Origin of the sequence: Campylobacter vulpis (assembly GCF_014217995.1) — a bacterium.
GTDB lineage: Bacteria > Campylobacterota > Campylobacteria > Campylobacterales > Campylobacteraceae > Campylobacter_D > Campylobacter_D vulpis.
In genome coordinates this window covers 221,013-238,573 of sequence record NZ_CP041617.1, presented here as the reverse complement: position 1 = coordinate 238,573, position 17,561 = coordinate 221,013, and the positions used below count along the sequence as shown (strand labels likewise).

Here is a 17,561-nt window from a genome sequence, read left to right as displayed (position 1 = left end):
TTAAGCCTTATTTCTTTCCTTGAGCTTAGCGATAAGATCATTTAAGCTCAAGTTTTTATCACTTAGCAAAACGCTAAGATGATAAAGCAAATCCGCCCCCTCGCAAATAAGCTCCTCCTTATCCCCAGCCACAGCCGCTAAAGCCGTTTCCACGCCCTCTTCGCCGACCTTTTGTGCGATTCTTTTCGTGCCACTTTTAAATAAACTCGCCGTGTAAGAATCGTTTTCATCAGCCATTTTTCTAGCCTCTATCAAACGCAAAAGCCTTGAAAGAAAGACAAAATCCGCCCCCCTAGAAACCCCATCAAAGCAAGAAATTGTGCCTGTATGACAAGTCGCACCGACAGGATTTACTAAAATCAAAAGCGTGTCCTTATCGCAATCAAGCCCTAAATCTACGATATTTAAGAAATTTCCACTTTCTTCACCTTTTTGCCAAAGCCTTTTTTTTGTGCGAGAGTAAAAAACGACTTTACCGCACTCTAAGCTTTTTTGCAGGGCTTCCTCATTCATAAAGCCTAGCATTAAAACCTCACTCGTGCAAAAATCCTGCACAACAGCAGGCACTAAGCCTCCTACCTTTTGCCAGTCAATTTCTTTTATTAAATTCTCAAATTTTTGCATTCTCTCTCCTTAATACTTTTTCTAAAATTTCTTCTAATAAACTTAAATTTTCAAAATCGACAACATACCAGTCCTTAGCCTTTTCAAAAGGTTTATCTTTTTCATCTAAAAGCGTTTCAAGCCCCTCATAACACTTAATAAACAATCTTTCATCACACAGCAAAAATAAAGGCTTTTTCTCGTTTAAATGCACATAAATGCAATAATTTCCAAACATTTTCCTTGCACTAAAAATAAAGCCTAAATTTGTATTTTTAAGGCACTCAAGCACGAAATTTTTAAAATCCTCACTTGTCGCCATTAAAGCCTCACACTTACGCCATTTGCTTTTAAAAAAAGTTTTAATTCTTTAATGTCAATCAATCTTTGATGAAACACGGAAGCCGCCAAAGCCCCGTCAATACCAAGCCCAAAAGCTTCTAAAAAATGCCTCATCTCTCCAGCACCCCCACTAGCAATCAAAGGCACAAAGCAAAGCTCACGCACCAAGCGAAGCTGCTCTAAATCATAGCCCTTTTTAACGCCGTCTTGATTCATCATATTTAGCACCACCTCCCCAGCTCCTAAATCTTGCACCTGTTTTACCCACTCAAGCGTGTTTTTACCGCTATGCTTACTCTTATTTTCATCGCCTGTGTATTGAAACACCTTTAAATTTCCACTCTCATCTTTAAAGCTATCCACACCCACGACAACGCACTGCACTCCAAAGTTTTTTGCTAAACGCGTGATGAGAGTGGGGTCGTTTAAGGCGGGGGAATTGATAGAAATTTTATCCGCCCCATTAGCCAAAAGTTCTGCCGCGTCAGCCTCACTCTTAATACCTCCTGCCACGCAAAAAGGGATATTGATATTTTTAGCCACCTCACGCACCCATTTACGGCTTACCCTTTCCCCACTCGCACTCGCACTAATATCATAAAACACAAGCTCATCAATGCCATTTTGAGAGTAAAATTTCGCAAGTTCTACGATATCTCCCATATCTTTATGATTTTTAAACTGCACTCCCTTTACAACCCTGCCGTCTTTAACATCTAAACAAGCAATAATGCGTTTTGTTAGCATCTATCCCTCCAAAATATGCTTTTCTTTAAGATATTTTGCCATTTCCTCATCGCTTTTAATCTTATCAAAACTTGATTGAATTTTGATATTATTACCAACCTTAATTTGCTTATTAATATCTCCGATAAATTCTTTAAAGTCCTTATTTTGACTTACAAGCATATCGATAGTTTGCATATCTAAAGCTTTTTCTTTTGCACTTAAAACGATTTTAGAATTTGAAATTTCGCTGCCATCAAGCTGTATTACACCTATACCAAAACTTTGATTAAGCCGTCTAAGCTCACTTAAAACCTCACTATCAAGCTCTTTTAAAACCACTAAATAACCCTCATTTGCCCAGCTAGAATTACTCACCGCTTGAAAATAAGACTCTTTTAAATTTGAAAAATTAATGCTAATTTTAAGCTCAAAAGAAAAGATTTTATAGCTATTGAGTTTCAAACTTTCTAAAAGCCCTAAAGTTTCATTTTGATACTCCCCATAAGGAAAATACACCCCCACAACATCAGGGTAATTCCACTTATCCTTGCCACTCTCGCTTTTTTTGCTTTTCTCGTGGTAAATGGTCTTGGAATTTAAGCGAAAATCAAGATTTTCATAAAGAAATTTCACAAGCAAGGGGTGCAAATCCCTTTCATTAAATTTAGTTTTTTCAAGTCTCACTTCTTTTTCTTCGCTTAAGTTTAAAGTCGCAAGTTCATTTTGTCTTGCTCTTAGCCAAAAAGTTGTAGGTTTTTGCGTCGCTTTGATGAAAGTGGAGTTTTCACGCTTTGTTTTTATATTGACATAAATATACGCTGCTAAACTAGCAATGGGCGTTTTGCCTAGATTAGGAAATTTTTTCTCTAACCCCATCTCACAAGATTTTTCCCAAATTTCATTGACACTTAAGGGTTTTTTAGCTTCTTTTAAAATCTCAATTGCTAATTCTTTATAAGTTAATTTTCCAGACATTTTATCCCCTCCTCCACGCTAAAAATCCCCTCCAGCAAAGCCTTACCTACGATGACACCACCGCAAAGCCCCTTTAATTTTTCTAAGTCCTCAAGTCCTGCCACACCTCCACTAGCTTGCGTGTGAATTTGTGGGAATTTAAGAGCGATTTGTTTATAAAGTTCTACATTGACCCCACTTAGTGTGCCGTCCTTTGAAATATCCGTGCATAAAATGTGCCTTAAACCCTCCTTCGCATAAAGCTCAAGCACTTCAAAAAGCTTTTTTTTGCTTGTATCTTGCCAAGCATTTAAAGCGAGGTAAAAATCCTCCTTCACAGGTTTTACATCAAGGGCTAGGCAGAGTTTATCCGCTCCAAACTCACGCAAAATTTCTACACAAAGCTGTGGATTTGTAAGAGCTAAAGAGCCGATAACCACGCGTTTAACCCCACTTTCTAGCAAATTCTTCACTTCAGCTTTAGTGCGTATGCCCCCGCCCACTTGTAAATTCACATTAAGATTTAAAGCAAGGCTTTGAATTAACTCAAACTGCCTTTTATTAGGCTCTTTCGCCCCACTTAAATCGACTAAATGAAGCCATTTTGCCCCCGCTCTCTCATACTCTTTTAACTTCTTTAAAGGCTTAAAATCGTAGCTTTGCTTACTTTCATACTCCCCCTTGACAAGCCTTACAACCTCCCCGTCAATCAAATCAATCGCTGGTATCAGCTCACTTTTCATCTCTTCTCCTACAATAAAATAAAATTTTTTAGCAAAAGCTCTCCTGCCTCACCACTTCGCTCAGGGTGAAACTGCACGCCGTAAAAATTCCCCTTTTTCACAGCCGCACTAAAAAGCTTAGAATACTCACAAGTAGCGATAGTATAGTCATTTAACCCCACACAATAACTATGCACGAAGTAAAAATAAGCCCCATTTAAGTCTTTAAAAAGCTCATTTTCACTTTCAACCTCATTCCACCCCATATGCGGCAGGGAAAAGTTCTCTTTTTCCTCAAATTTCAAGGTTTTAAACGGCATAATACCAAGCGTTTTTTGCTCTAATTCTTCACTCAATTCCCCTAAAATCTGCAATCCCAAACAAATGCCAAGAAGAGGTTTTTGCGTATTTTTAATAAATTCGCAAAGCTTAAATTCATTTAAATTTCTCATCGCTGTCGCTGCTGTGCCAACACCGGGCAAAAAGAGCTTATCCGCTTTTTCAAGTTCTTTTAAATCCCTTGAAATCTCCGCCTTAAAGCCTAGTCTTTCAAGGCTAAATTTCAAACTCGCCAAATTCGCACAAGCTGTATCAATGATGTAAAGTTTCATTAATTGCCTCATTTTAAAATAAATTCTATAGTTTAAAATAAATTATTTTTAATCTTGTATAATTCTAACAAAATTTCATTAAGGACACTATTTGCAAATTGAGGATTTAAAAAAAGACATCATTTTGCGTAAAAATACGCTTTATTTGGACTTTGCAGCGAGTGCTTTAGCACTTAAAAGTGTAGAAAAACGCATAAGAGCCATTTTACCTTTTTATGCAAATACTCATTCAGAAAGCTCCCTTAATGCCTTTAAAATGCAAAAACTCTACGAAGAAGCAAGAACTAGCATTAAAAAAAGTTTAAATTTAAGCGAAGATTTCGCCTTAATTGCTTGTGGGACGGGTAGTAGTGGGGCGATTAAGAAATTTCAAGAACTTTTGGGACTTTACGCACCTCCTGTCTTAAAACAAAAATATTTTAGCCAAAGCGATCCTAAATCCCTCCCGCTCGTGCTTGTAGGACCTTATGAGCATCATTCTAACGAGCTTTCCTTTAGAGAAGCCCTTTGTGAATGCGTAAGAGTGCCGCTAGATAAGCAAGAAGGCATTGATTTTAGCTTTTTAGAGCAGGTTTTAAAGCAAAATGAAAAAAGAGAAATTATCGCAAGCTTTTCCCTCGCCTCCAATGTAACGGGGATTTTGAGCGATTATGAAAAAATTGCAGACCTAGTGCGAAAATATGGCGGTTTAGTTGCCTTTGACGCTGCTAGTTTTATCCCCTATAAAAATATCCCTTGTAAATTCTACGATGCCCTTTTTATCAGCACCCACAAACTCATAGGCGGGGTAGGATCGTGCGGACTTTTAGTCGTCAAAAAAGCTCTATGCGGCTCTAAACCAAGCTTTGCTGCTGGAGGCACGGTTGGTTATGTTTCACGCACTTCGCAAAATTATCTTTGCAATGAAGAAAATTTAGAAGAAGCTGGAACACCCGGAATTTTACAGCTCATACGTGCAGCCTTAGCCTTTGAAATCAAAGATAAAATAGGGCTTAAAAACATAGAAAAAAAGGAAAAAATCTTAAAAAATTATTTCTTTAAAAAATGCCAAGAAATCCCAAATTTAGAACTTTACGCTAAGAATTTAACACATAGACTTCCCATTTTTTCTTTTAACATTAAACATCTTTCGCCTTTTGATTTAGCCTATGATTTAAGTAAGCGTTTTCACATCGAAACGAGGGCTGGTTGTGCTTGTGCGGGACCATATGGACACGATTTGCTTCACTTAGAAGATAATCAAAAACTTAATTTTAAACCGGGTTGGCTTCGAGTTAGCTTTCATTATACGCACGAAAAAGAGGACATTGACAGCTTTTTCAAAGCCTTGCAAGAAAGCATTGCAAGGCTTAGTTTTTAATTAATTAAGCTCGTATTTAGCTAAAATTTTATCATAAGTGCCATCTGCTTTTAAATCTTTCAAGCCCTTATTAAATTTCTCAATCGCCTCTTTTTGTTTGTCTTTATCAAAAGCAAAACTAAAGCCCTCACTACCGTCCTCTTCTTCAAAAAATTCTATCAAATCAGCATTTTCTTTCAAAAAGCCCTTAGCAACATCTTTATCAGCGATCACTGCATCAATTTTACCTTCTTTAAGCTCCATAATCATCACGCTCAAGCTTTCATTACTTTGCACTTTAGTATCTTTAATCGCCTTAGCCGCTGGCTCTTGCAAAGTGCCAAGCTGAACGCCTATAATCTTACCCTCTAAATCCTCCTTAGAATTCAAAGCCTCATTATCTTTTTTCTTAATGTAAAGATTCTTAGTTGTGTAATACACATCGCTAAAATCCACACTCTTTCTCCTCTCCTCTGTCGCACTCATCGCAGAGGCTATCATATCAATCTTACCTGTTTTTAAAGCTGGAATTAGCCCATCAAAACTCATCTCCACCCAAGTAAGCTCTATACCCTCTCTCTTAGCAATCTCATTAACTAAATCAATATCAAGACCTGTCAATTTCGCATCTTCTTTATAATCGAAAGGTTTATAATTAGGTGCTGTACCAACCTTCAAACTTAAGCTTACATTCGTATCAGCACTAGGCGTAGGAGTTTTAGAATCACCGCAAGCAACAACAAAAAGACTTGTTAAAGCCACCAAAAAAATAGAAAATATTTTCTTCATCTTAATCCTTTCAAAAATTTAAAAGCATTATTGTAATATTTTTAAGTGTATGATAAGAAATTTAAACTCTTTTTTGCTAGAATTCACACAAATTTTTAAAGGAAAAAAGTGGGTTTAAAAGCAGACAAATGGATAAGAGAAATGGCACAAAAACACCAAATGATAGAGCCATTTTGTGAAGCAAATATAGGCAAAGGGGTCGTAAGCTACGGACTTTCAAGCTATGGCTATGATATAAGAGTGGGACGCGAATTTAAGATCTTTACTAATATTAATTCCACCGTCATTGATCCTAAAAACTTCCTTGAAGCTAATGTGGTTGATTTCATAGGTGATGTATGCATCGTGCCTGCAAATTCCTTTGCTTTGGCTAGGACTGTGGAGTATTTTAAAATGCCTGATAATGTTTTAGCCATTTGTCTGGGTAAAAGCACTTATGCAAGATGTGGGATAATAGTTAATGTAACTCCTTTTGAGCCGGGTTTTGAGGGGCATATCACCATAGAAATTTCTAACACCACCCCCCTACCCGCTAAAATTTATGCCAATGAGGGCATAGCACAGGTTCTTTTCCTGCAAGGCGATGAGCAATGTGATACAACCTATAAAGACAAAAAAGGCAAGTATCAAAAACAAACAGGCATTACCTTACCCCGTATTTTGAAGTGATTAAGGGCGTAAAAGTTTTAAATACGCCTCTAAATCCTGCGGTGTGCCAAGTCCGTGCATATTTTCAAAAGCTATGTTGTAAATTCCTATCTTTAAGCCATTTTTTATAGCATAATTATACACAGGACAAGTGTAAAATTCTTGATTGACCCTATCATTTCGACAAATCATATCAATCGCTCCATTCACAAAATCACGCCTCTCACATATTAAAATTTATAACTTACCCAATCCCTGCAAAAGATTAAAATCATTTTGCCCCTTTAAAGAGGCAATTTGCCTCTCTACATTCTCCACCACAGCTCTATTTTGCTGATGATTGATGAGTTGATTTTCTAGGGCTTTAAGACTTGTTTGTAAATTTTTAATCGTTTCTAAATTCATATTTTTTCCTCACACATTAGCAAAGGCATTGACCTTCATCATAGAAAAAGCTCTTAAAAGCTCCTGTATGCCCTCTTCTAAGCTCACATCGGCACTCCAGCCTGTGGCTTCAAGCTTGGCATTACTTACCAAATAATCCCTCTTATCAGGATCCTCACCTATACTTGCACTATGAATATAAAAATCTGGAATGAATTTTTTAATCGTTTCGGCAAGCTGTCTTTTAGTCAAATTTGCAGAGCTAAGTCCCATATTATAAGCCTCACCTTTCATTTTATCATAATTTTCAATCCCGTGGATAAAGCCCTTTACCACATCACGCACATGGATATAATTACGCCTAAAATGCTCCTCAAAAAGCACGATAAATTTATCTTTATAAGCTCTATAAGTAAAGTCATTGACAAGTAAATCAAGTCTCATTCTAGCACTCACACCAAAAACGGTTGCGAGGCGGAAGGTTACGCAGTTACCTTTCTCAAGCAAGTAAAGCTCGGCTTCGACCTTATCCTTGCCATATTCACTAATGGGATTTAGCGGAGTATTTTCATCACACATCACATCTTTAGCCCCTATGCCGTAGCCACTATTTGTGTTAGGATAAAGAAAAATTTGCTCCTTACTTGCAAAATCACTTGCCATTTTAATCGCTTCGTAATTAATCATTCTAGCTAACTTAGCGTTTTTCTTACACAAAGGCGCACCCACAAAAGCTGCTAAAGGTATGATAATATCAGCCTTTGCTACCTCTTGCTTGATAAGTCTTTCATCAAGTGCGTCGCCATTGACAAAGCGAAAATTTTTACAACTTGCTAACGGAAGAAGAGAGACTTGATGATAAAACAAATTATCCACCACGACCACTTCGTAGCCCTTTTGCAGTAAAATCGGCGTTAAAACCGAGCCTATATATCCTGCTCCACCTGTGATTAAAACTTTTTTTGGCATTTTATTCCTTTCATATCGCCTTAGCGATTGAGAGGAATTCTGCCTTTTTTAATTTCAGCTCTCCAGTGATTAAGCAAATCTTTTAACATCTGCCGCACTGGGATTTCCGCCCTCCAGTCGATAAAGCGTTTAATTTTAGTATTGTCAAACATTTGATAGTCCGCATCAATGGGACGCAGTCTATTTTTATCTTCTAATAGGCGTATTGCACCCCCCCCCCCCTCAAAGTTTGAGAATTCAAGTAAAATTTCAACCACTTCAGGGAGTTTAAAAGCTTCTTCACCAGCGATATTAAAGCACTCTCCGCAAGGAACATTCCCCTTAGCACTCTCTAAGGATAGTAAATAATACGCCCTCACAGCATCACGCGCGTCTTGAAAAGTGCGTGTGCTATCTAAATTTCCTACCTTAATGACAGGTTCTTGAAGTCCTGCTTCAATGAGAGCGATTTGCTTTGCAACCGTGCTTTCAAAAAACACATCGCTACGCCTTGGACCACTATGCGTTCCCATACGCGTAACAAAAGTGCGTATCCCATAAGCCTCGCCGTAAAAGCGTCCCAAATAATCCGTGCCAATTTTAGAAATGCTATACGGACTAGCGCCGTGGAAAGGAGTGTTTTCATCAAGTCTCACACCCTTTGGAGCGCGTCCATAAACCTCGCTTGAGCTACAAATATGCACCACAGGATTATAGCCGTCCTTTTGTCTTAAAAGGCGGATATTTTCTAGGATATTTGCCGTGCCTATGATGTTAGTTTGTAGGGTTTCAATGGGGATTTCAAAAGATGTTTTAGGAAAAGATTGTGCGGCTAAGTGAAAAATCACATCAGGGCGGTGCGTTTCAAAAAGCTTTTGTAAGCTTGAATAATCATTTAAATCCGCATAAAAAATTTCTATCCTGTCTTTGCGGTTAATCCTCTGGCTTAGATGATAGATATTATCCATACTTTCTTGCCAACGCATTAAGGCGATGATGTCATAGTCTGTATTTTCTAACAAGAAATCCGCCATTTGAGAGCCGACTTGCCCCGTAAAACCTGTGATTAAAGCTTTCATTTTTTTCCTTTACAAAGAGAGATATTGTATCCCTTTAGCACTTAAAATAACTTTACCTTTAAAATGGTTTTTAAGCTCTTTTTCGAAAACAACACCCTCATAACAAGGCATACACATCAAAACGCATTCTATGCCTTGCAAATTTTTACTTCATTATTTTAATTGAAAAATTAAATTTTTCAAATGACAACACATTTATTTTTTAACATTTTCATTTTTTAAATACCACTGATACATCATTTGAACTCCTTCTTTAAGATTAATTTTTGCTTTCCAGCCTAAAGCATTGATTTTAGAATTATCAAGCACCCTATCCATAGTGCTATCAGGTTTAGAAGTATTAAAAACAAGATCGCCCTCAAAACCCACAATATCCCTTATCAAAGAGGCTAATTCCCTAATGCTTAAAACCTCCCCAGAGCCTACATTAAGATGTGAATTTTCGCTCTTAATTTGCTTAAAGCTAATATTTTGCATAATATAAACCGCAGCATCTGCTAAATCCTCACTATGGATAAATTCCCTCCTTACCTTGCCACTTCCCCAAATTTCCACGCTTCTTTCACTTACGCCAAACTTAGCTAAATACTCCTTAGCCTCGCTCAAATTGTTTAATTTTAAGCTATCTCTTAGCCAAATATCCTCTAAAACGCCTTTTTCATCGTTTTGACTTAAGAGTTTAGCTAGATGAAATTTTCTAAGCATAGCGGGTAAAACCTTAGCTGTTTTAAAGTTAAAATCTTTCGTTTGTCCATATAAATTTGCTAAGGCTAAACTTAAAAACTCCGTTTTAAATTCATCATTATAAGCCTCGCAAAGCTTAACTCCAGCAATTTTAGCTAAGGCATAGGGCGTGGCTACACTATCTAACTTATCGCTTAAAAGCGTATCTTCTTTGATAGGATTTGTCGCATTTTTAGGATACATCCAAGCGGAACCAAAAAAGAGTAATTTTTTAACTCCGTTTTTAAAACTAGCATTTAGAATATTATTTTGTATCATTAAATTTTCATATAAAACCAAAGCGGGTTCAAATTGACCAAGATGCGCTAACTTTGCCGCCGCTAAGAAGACAAATTCTATCTTTTGTGAAGCAAAAAATTCTTCCACTGCCTTTTGATTTGTCAAGTCAAGTTCGGCGTGGGTTTTTGTGATGATATTATTAAAGCCTTGTTTTAGAAGTCCCTCGAGTATGGCACTTCCAGCTGTGCCCCTATGTCCTGCGACATAGATTAAGCTATCTTTAAGCACAGCTCACCTCCGCTTTGCTTAAAGTGGGATAAAATGAGAGAGTTACCCCCGCACTTAGTGCGTTAAACATCACATAACCGCCGTCATTAAATCCACCCACACGCACTAAATTTTCAAGTGGCAAAGCCAAAGGACGAAGTAAGCTTAAATACTTCTTAATATTTTCATAAACCTGCTCGTTATCATTAAGCCTTACATAATTTCTATCCCTATCTTGCAGACACCAAAGGAGGATTTGCTTATCCTTTTCATCGATTTTAGAATGTATGATGATATTTGACATCAAAAGATTGTAATTTAACTCGCTCATTTTTTTCAAGTGCATTTTTAATTCTTGCATTTTTTCTCCTTAACTTCCACTTGCTTGCATATCACGCTCTGATAAAATAGGCTTTTCAATGCCCCATTTTACACCGATTCTCTCATCGTTCCACGCATAAGTAAATTGATCCTCTGCATCGACATATTCACCCTCATAAGCACATTTATAATAATACACAGCCTCCTTGCTTCTTACCAAATGCGCATTACCAAAGCCTTTTGGCGCTAGGATTAAAAGCTGATTTTCAGGGTTTATCACAAAGCTTTCGTGTTTTAAATAGGTCGGACTATCCTCACGGCAATCAACCACCACTTGTAAGATTTCCCCATACAAACAAGTAGCTAATTTATAAGTCTTCGTATCGCCGTGAATTCCACGAATCACATCTTTTTTAGAAGTGATGAATTTATCGTGTTTAAACGGCACAGGTGCTAAATGGGCTAACTGCTCCTGCGTGAAAGCCGTCCAAATCTCCCCGCGTAAATCTTTAAATTTATTAGGTTTTATGATGAAAACTCCTTTTAGAATTTCACTTTCTTTGATATCAAATTCGATTGCCATACTTAATCCTTATATTTTTCTTTCAACTTCTTAGCCAAATCAATAGATCTCTTTATGCAAACATCCATATTATAATATTCCCACTCTCCGAAACGACCATGAGAAATCAATCCCAAAGAATCTAAATATGATATGGTTTTTTCCTTGGCCTGTTTATAATTTAAATCAAAAAATACATAAGCATGTTCAGTTACATTATAATCAATAGGTTTCTTCAAAAACGGAATCTTCTTTCCCTCTTCTACTAAGTGCTTATAAGAAACTACGCCTATAGCTTCTTGAGTACAAAACTTGCTATGAGGTTGTACCACACAACCAGTATTTGAAATTCTATGAAAGCCTATTTTTGGATCAGGAATGTAACCCCAGGTCATATCTAAACTACCGTCAGTTTCCCAAAAGACATTGGAAACTTTATTAAATTTTAATTGCTTAAAATAGTTCTGAATTTCAGAAGGAATATTTTTTAAAATGCTTGGAATCAGATCTAAAGGACTTGTATTGATTAAAATGTCGTATTTTTTTTCTCCATTTACAATCCAAATGTTATCTTCTTTTGTTATGTTTTTCACTTCATAGTTGGTAACAATTTTTACACCATCTCCAATAGCCTCTATAAAAGTGTTTTGATTATTAGTTTTCGGATAATAAAAACTTGCATGAGACATTTTATCACTCGCTTTATCCATTAATGATCTAAAAAAACTTTCTTTAGTTGGGACAGGCAATTTCATCTGTTTTTCATCTTCTATCCAAACATTATCCATGTTTTTCGGCTCAATACCCCAAATTTTAGTATTATATGGGATAAAATATTCTTTTGATAGCGTTGGTCCAAAATGATTTACAAACCATTCTTCTAAATTATTTCCCCTTTCATAACTTGCTTGAAACATCTCACTTGTAATATTAAAAGCCAAGTCAGAATCTATCTTGTCAATTTGAGTTATGGAAAATTCTATAGGATAACTAATCCAATTATCCCTAAAAAGTACTTTCGCTTTTCTTTGCATATAGTTCCAATTTTCCTTTTTTAAAACTACATTAAAAACAAAATCTAAAACATCATCAAATTTGGAGTTGAAACAATGTCCGCCATTAACATGGTAAGGTTTGCCATCTACATCCTTCGTTCTAGCAATGCCTCCAATGACAGAACTTTTTTCCAAAACTTCCACTTCAAAATCATCTTTTAAAATCCTAGCCAATGACATACCGGAAATTCCAGCACCTATAATTCCTATTTTCATTAATCTATTTCCTTTCTATATATTTTTTTTAATTTCATAATTTCAAACCAAAGCCAAATATATCCTCCCTTATACCAGTTTTTGTGAGCCTTTATTAAAGCTTGACCTAGTTTATAAGTTAAACATTCTTTTTCTTTTAATGCTTTTTGATAATCAGAATAACACTCCAAAGGAGGTAATTTTAAAGAAGAATTTTTTTTAATTTTTTCGTAATATATTTTTTGCTCTTGATTATGTTTATCTTTTATATAAGATAATACAAAGGGCATCCTTATATAACCCACAATAGATTTAGAATTTAAAATCATAGCTTGTCCTAACTTGTAGGAAAGATGATTTTGCACCCTCAATACAGCCCCCAATTGATTCGAATAAATTTTCTTTTCAAAATGCTTAACAAAATAAACTGATAAAGTTTTTATAACATCTTGTTTGTTCTCCATAAAAGGACAATTCTCTATTAATTCAAAATTATTTAAATTTTTATACAAAAAAGCATTCATATTATTAATCACAAGTTTACTATCTACCTCAATTAATTTATATGCCAAAAAAATAGCGATATTAAATAATATAGGATATTTTTCAATGTTTTTAATATTAAAATAATTATTAAATAAAAAATAATATAAAAAATCTCCTCTCACACCATGAGTTTCATATAATAAATCTTTAAAAAACAAATGCATTTTGTCTATTATATTAGACTTAATCCAATTTTCAGCATCTTGATATCTCTCTTGTTGTAGTAAAATATCGATAAACAAAACTTTATAAATAAAAGCATCGTCTCTCAAAGTTATAGCCGATTCTAAATGTTCGAGTTGAACGGAAAGTGGCAAACCTAATTCTTGACCATATTTATATAAATACATATAAGAAAAAGATTGATGCCATAGATCAAATTGATAATTCTTCATATTTTTTTCAATTATTTGATATTTTTCTTTTGTTGAATACTTATCATATATATATATAGGCTCACAAGAACCTATTAAATAGCTTAAAACGGAAAATCCACTATGTCCGCTAAAATAAAGTTTTTTAGAACGACTCATTAGAATAATATCAAAAATAGCCTTTTGTGTTGCATTAAATTTTTTTTGCCCAAAAAAATCCTCGGCAACAAAAATTTTTCCTTGCTCATTAAACATTGTTTTCAATTCTTTATTTAATCCGATATCATTACCCATTATAACAAGTTTATTATCGCAAGATTTGATAATTTCAATTGCTAAATGAGCTGGTAAAGCTATGGAGGTAAGCAAATATAAAATATCGCTTCGATAAACAATATCGCCACCTCTAATATGTAAAGTAGAATAATTATCGAGCTCTTTGGAAATTGTATTTGCGTAATATATAGCTTCGCTAATATCTTTTGAAAAAGGAATGTTATGCCAAATATTGCCAATTTGTTTTCTATATTCAAAAGGCTCTATATCATTAAAGTATGTATCAATTCTAACAGCTAAATTACACTGAACAACCTGTCTATTCTTAAATAAATCTTTGATAATATTCTTTATGTTTTGATTTTTATGGTACCACAACTCGTGATCAAAATGGGGATCTTGATAATTATAAAAAAAGAATTTTTCTATAAAAGCACTTTCAAAAAAATACTCTTTGGTTGGAGTAGAAGGAAATATAATATTTTTGCCCTTACCAACATTTTCATCAAATTCATCCATATCATTCCAAATAAATTTAAATGTAACTTTACAATTATTTGCAAGATATATCGCATTTAATATCGCAATTAATCTTTCTCCCAAACCATCAAATCTATTTGCTACAATTATTTTGTTTTGATCCATTTTTTAACCTTTTCCTTCATACTATCAATGTATTTATAGCCATTTTGTCTATATGATAAATACCTCTTATACTCATCGTTAAAGCTTTGACAAGAATTTTCAAAAAAATTCTTTAAGAATTGCTCTTTACGCGTCTCAAAAATAATCTTTAGCATTTGATCGGCATCCTCGTATCGCTTATATTGCAAATAAAAATCAATAATATAAATTCTATAAGCATCATTTTCCTGGTCACATTCCAAAGCTTTAGTAAGAAAGTTAAAAATTTCCTCCTTACTCTTTCCCATCATTTTGGACAAAACATATAGCCTATAATAAGCCATTGCAGTGTGTAATTGATGTAAATTTAAACAAAATAAATTTTTTTGGATTATATCATACTGCTCTTGCAAGCTAAAAACATCGTGATAGGAGATTAAATTATTTTTACCAGAAATCATCATAGCTACTTTGGAAAATACGGATTCTTTGGCAGAATAAATAATTTTAGCTCTTGAAATAAAATTCATATCAAAAAAGCTTCGCTCCATATCAGTATAATCGCACTCTATAAAATCATCTACACATTTGATCATATTCATATTTGTTTTATTTGCTATAAAATTTGTCAAAATAGCATTTGATTTAAGGTCTTGACCGAATATAATAACTAAATTGCCCTTATTTAGTTCCCGTAAAGCCAATTCTAAAGCTATCTCATAAGGAAAATATCTTTCTTGCGTAACATGCCAACCTGGAACTTTTCTAGAATCCGAAAAAATAACCTCCCCTCCCCTTATATGAATGGCAATAAATTCTTTATCAATTCGTTTAAATATCAAATCTAAATCATTTAATATTTTATTGAATCTGGAAGAAAACTTAATAGAATGATAAATTCTTGATAAATCCTTCAAACATTCTTCCTCATCGCAACCTTCTATCCATTTGCTCGGTAAAATATCAGTTGAATACCAACCCCAAACTTCATCGCTTTTTCCATATTTTAACTCTTTTAAAGTTCTTTTTTTGAAACCTAAATTATGACCCCAACTTGGCGTTGTGCATTTTGAATCTATGAGATAGTTATTTAAAAAATCTGAGTCGAAAATGTAGTCTGCTTTTTCCATAGCATTTCCCAAATAATGAATATCATCATTTTTAACACTTTGACGAACATTTAAAAAATCTACATCAATTTTATTTTCCCACACAAAAGCAAATTTAAAATTAATTTGTTTTGCAAGATACATTCCAACCATAATACCAGCAAGTCTCATTCCGAAAGCATCGGGTTTAGCTGAAACAACATATCCCAAAGTTTTTCTTGTAAAAATTTTAAATTCTAATAATTCTATATCATCTTTTACAAATATATCAACTTGTTGAATAACTATAGATTGAGATATATTGATGTAATACCCATACTCTTCATCATCAAAAAATAAATCTGACTCAACCAACAATTTTTTATCATATGAATACAAAAAAATTTTAACATCTTCTCTATTGATTTTTTTATCAAATTTTATTTTAATTCCTTCCAAAAGCACATCATAGCCTATACAACAATTCCAATACTTATCACCCCTTTTTTGATTTATGAAAGAATTTTTTAAAACATCCTTCTTGTAAGCAACATCTATCAAATCACACTCTTTAAATATAGGATATTGCATTCTATCATTTTTTTCTATTTTTCTTAAAACTGTATGTTGTTTTACTTTCAACCTCTTCCTCAAAGACCATATAATAAAAACTCCCAATAATTGCATAAGCAACCAAATATAAGAGCGATGCTTCACACTCTTTTTTGACACTATCTTACATCCAATTCTATAAGAAAGATGTTGTTGCACTTTAAGAATTTGCTCATAATCCGGATAGGCTTCATATGGAAGCTTTGAAAAATTTTCATCTTGTATTTTCTTAGACGATTCAAGTATAAATGAAAGTGCTTTAAATATCTTCTTGCGTTTAAATAGTTTGATGACCTTAGAGCCTGTATGATACTCTAAACTTGTTTTTATTTTTTGAACTCCTGTCCCATTTTTAACAAAAAAATCAAGCTCTGGATATTGCAATTCATGCTCTTTAAAGATTATTTTTAGATTTTTTAATTTTTCAACTAAACCTAGAGGATCTTTATCAAATTCAAGCAACGCAAAATGATAAAAATATAAAAAATCAAGAAAACTACGCTCTATCTTCCGTGCAAAATCTAAATCCTCCTGAGCTTTGATAAATTTAATAATTTCTAAAGCATTGATAAAAATACTACTTATCATATGATATTTTTTTGCTAAATCCATATCGCCAAAAATTTCGTAATACCCATTAATATAAGCGGGAATGCTTTTTATTTTTTCATCATAATGACAAGTTGTTCCAGCGGTGATTCGATACTTATATAATTCTTTAAGAAGCACATAAATATTATTTGCTTGCAAAAAAAGTAAAATCCCAAAATGATGATCTTCGTGGATAACATTATCTAAAAATTTCAGTTCGATCTTCTTCAAAAAGCTAAAATCAATCAACCCCCCACACACACACGCGAAAGTCGAATTACTATTATCAACTCTATCAAGCCATTCTAGTTTTGTAATCTTTTTTGAAAATTTATATCCATAAATTTTCAAAAAACTATCCCTAACGGCTATTTTATGTGCATAATGTTTTTCATCAATTTCATGCTTAAAACCATAATCAAACCAAACAATCTCAACTCCGTCCATTTTAGCAACGCACTCTTCCAAACAATTCAATTCCCAATAATCATCACTATCTAAAAAAATAATATAATCTATATTAGAATGCGAGAAATCACCAACTTCTCGATTATTGTTAAAGCACTTATAAACATTTGAGATGCCATATTGATTTTCTCCCTCGATATCAAATTCCACTAGAGCTTTTTCATCTACAAAATTTGATTTGTTTTTTAATTTATATTTACCCTCAAAATATTCTATACCCACATTTCTAGACGAACTTTGCCCTCCATTTTTTTTATCAAAAAGAATAAATCTTTCATCTTTTAAAACATATTCTTTAGCTATATTGAAAGAAATTTCATCTGTGCTACCATCATTTACCAAAACAACTTCAAAATTCTTATAAGTTTGATTTATCACACTATCCAAACACTCTCTTAAATACTTCCCTGAATTGTAGATAGGTATAACTATTCCAACTTTTTTCATAATTCTTTGCTCCATTATTAAACA

The 17,561-nt window shown here is 33.9% G+C and carries 19 protein-coding genes and 1 pseudogene; 2 read left to right on the top strand and 18 right to left on the bottom strand.

The features are described 5' to 3' along the window. Genes hisIE through hisH form a run of 6 tightly spaced genes read right to left on the bottom strand, consistent with a single transcriptional unit; the run spans position 1 to position 3,961 of the window. Positions 1–624, bottom strand: a complete 624-nt coding sequence (gene hisIE / locus CVULP_RS01265) for a bifunctional phosphoribosyl-AMP cyclohydrolase/phosphoribosyl-ATP diphosphatase HisIE (RefSeq protein ID WP_099507241.1) — start codon at positions 622–624, stop codon at positions 1–3. Then, on the bottom strand, positions 611–925 hold the full coding sequence (locus tag CVULP_RS01260) for a competence protein TfoX (RefSeq protein ID WP_099507242.1): 315 nt from the start codon (positions 923–925) through the stop codon (positions 611–613). The genes hisIE and CVULP_RS01260 overlap by 14 nt, the downstream gene beginning before the upstream one ends. Further along, positions 925–1,692, bottom strand: a complete 768-nt coding sequence (gene hisF / locus CVULP_RS01255) for an imidazole glycerol phosphate synthase subunit HisF (RefSeq protein ID WP_099461356.1) — start codon at positions 1,690–1,692, stop codon at positions 925–927. Before hisF ends, CVULP_RS01260 begins: the two co-directional genes overlap by 1 nt. After that, positions 1,693–2,649, bottom strand: a complete 957-nt coding sequence (locus tag CVULP_RS01250; protein WP_099507243.1) for an HTH domain-containing protein — start codon at positions 2,647–2,649, stop codon at positions 1,693–1,695. Beyond that, positions 2,634–3,371, bottom strand: coding sequence for a 1-(5-phosphoribosyl)-5-[(5-phosphoribosylamino)methylideneamino]imidazole-4-carboxamide isomerase (gene hisA, locus CVULP_RS01245; RefSeq protein ID WP_099507244.1), 738 nt, complete (start codon positions 3,369–3,371; stop codon positions 2,634–2,636). Before hisA ends, CVULP_RS01250 begins: the two co-directional genes overlap by 16 nt. 8 nt (positions 3,372–3,379) lie before the next feature. Next, on the bottom strand, positions 3,380–3,961 hold the full coding sequence (hisH, locus tag CVULP_RS01240; RefSeq protein ID WP_099507245.1) for an imidazole glycerol phosphate synthase subunit HisH: 582 nt from the start codon (positions 3,959–3,961) through the stop codon (positions 3,380–3,382). Between the two features lie 91 nt (positions 3,962–4,052). Between hisH and CVULP_RS01235 the strand changes: the two genes are divergently transcribed. After that, complete coding sequence (locus CVULP_RS01235) at positions 4,053–5,321, top strand: aminotransferase class V-fold PLP-dependent enzyme (RefSeq protein ID WP_099461228.1); 1,269 nt, start codon at positions 4,053–4,055, stop codon at positions 5,319–5,321. Here CVULP_RS01235 and CVULP_RS01230 read toward each other — a convergent pair whose 3' ends face one another. Then, a complete protein-coding gene (locus CVULP_RS01230; protein WP_099507246.1) occupies positions 5,322–6,089 on the bottom strand; it encodes a basic amino acid ABC transporter substrate-binding protein in 768 nt (255 codons plus the stop codon). It lies immediately after the preceding gene. 108 nt (positions 6,090–6,197) lie between these two features. Between CVULP_RS01230 and dcd the strand changes: the two genes are divergently transcribed. Next, a complete protein-coding gene (gene dcd / locus CVULP_RS01225; protein ID WP_099461230.1) occupies positions 6,198–6,758 on the top strand; it encodes a dCTP deaminase in 561 nt (186 codons plus the stop codon). Here the strand turns inward: dcd and CVULP_RS01220 are convergent. The 11 genes and pseudogenes from CVULP_RS01220 to CVULP_RS08800 all read right to left on the bottom strand — a co-directional run. Continuing rightward, positions 6,759–6,950: pseudogene (locus CVULP_RS01220) on the bottom strand (glycosyltransferase family 2 protein); the annotation flags it as partial. A gap of 24 nt (positions 6,951–6,974) precedes the next feature. Next, positions 6,975–7,142, bottom strand: coding sequence for a hypothetical protein (locus CVULP_RS01215; RefSeq protein WP_180753030.1), 168 nt, complete (start codon positions 7,140–7,142; stop codon positions 6,975–6,977). A 9-nt stretch (positions 7,143–7,151) separates the two neighbouring features. Beyond that, the gene (locus CVULP_RS01210; RefSeq protein ID WP_099507247.1) at positions 7,152–8,090 is read right to left on the bottom strand and encodes an NAD-dependent epimerase/dehydratase family protein; all 939 of its coding nucleotides are present in this window, start codon (positions 8,088–8,090) and stop codon (positions 7,152–7,154) included. A 20-nt stretch (positions 8,091–8,110) separates the two neighbouring features. Continuing rightward, positions 8,111–9,148 (bottom strand): GDP-mannose 4,6-dehydratase, encoded by a 1,038-nt coding sequence (locus CVULP_RS01205; RefSeq protein WP_213273088.1) that lies wholly within the window; start codon positions 9,146–9,148, stop codon positions 8,111–8,113. Between the two features lie 9 nt (positions 9,149–9,157). Further along, a complete protein-coding gene (locus CVULP_RS01200; RefSeq protein WP_257874386.1) occupies positions 9,158–9,289 on the bottom strand; it encodes a hypothetical protein in 132 nt (43 codons plus the stop codon). Between the two features lie 54 nt (positions 9,290–9,343). Beyond that, entirely contained in the window at positions 9,344–10,399 is a 1,056-nt protein-coding gene (locus CVULP_RS01195) for an NAD-dependent epimerase/dehydratase family protein (protein WP_099507564.1), read from the bottom strand. Next, entirely contained in the window at positions 10,392–10,739 is a 348-nt protein-coding gene (locus tag CVULP_RS01190; protein ID WP_180753066.1) for a hypothetical protein, read from the bottom strand. Before CVULP_RS01190 ends, CVULP_RS01195 begins: the two co-directional genes overlap by 8 nt. A gap of 9 nt (positions 10,740–10,748) precedes the next feature. Beyond that, complete coding sequence (locus tag CVULP_RS01185; RefSeq protein WP_099507563.1) at positions 10,749–11,282, bottom strand: dTDP-4-dehydrorhamnose 3,5-epimerase family protein; 534 nt, start codon at positions 11,280–11,282, stop codon at positions 10,749–10,751. A 2-nt stretch (positions 11,283–11,284) separates the two neighbouring features. Beyond that, complete coding sequence (locus CVULP_RS01180) at positions 11,285–12,532, bottom strand: protoporphyrinogen/coproporphyrinogen oxidase (RefSeq protein ID WP_099507562.1); 1,248 nt, start codon at positions 12,530–12,532, stop codon at positions 11,285–11,287. Next, positions 12,532–14,352, bottom strand: a complete 1,821-nt coding sequence (locus tag CVULP_RS01175) for a hypothetical protein (RefSeq protein ID WP_252195516.1) — start codon at positions 14,350–14,352, stop codon at positions 12,532–12,534. The genes CVULP_RS01180 and CVULP_RS01175 overlap by 1 nt, the downstream gene beginning before the upstream one ends. Next, positions 14,334–17,552: a glycosyltransferase family 2 protein gene (locus CVULP_RS08800; RefSeq protein ID WP_099507561.1), complete on the bottom strand. Its 3,219-nt coding sequence runs from the start codon at positions 17,550–17,552 to the stop codon at positions 14,334–14,336. Before CVULP_RS08800 ends, CVULP_RS01175 begins: the two co-directional genes overlap by 19 nt. Between the last annotated feature and the right edge of the window lie 9 nt (positions 17,553–17,561).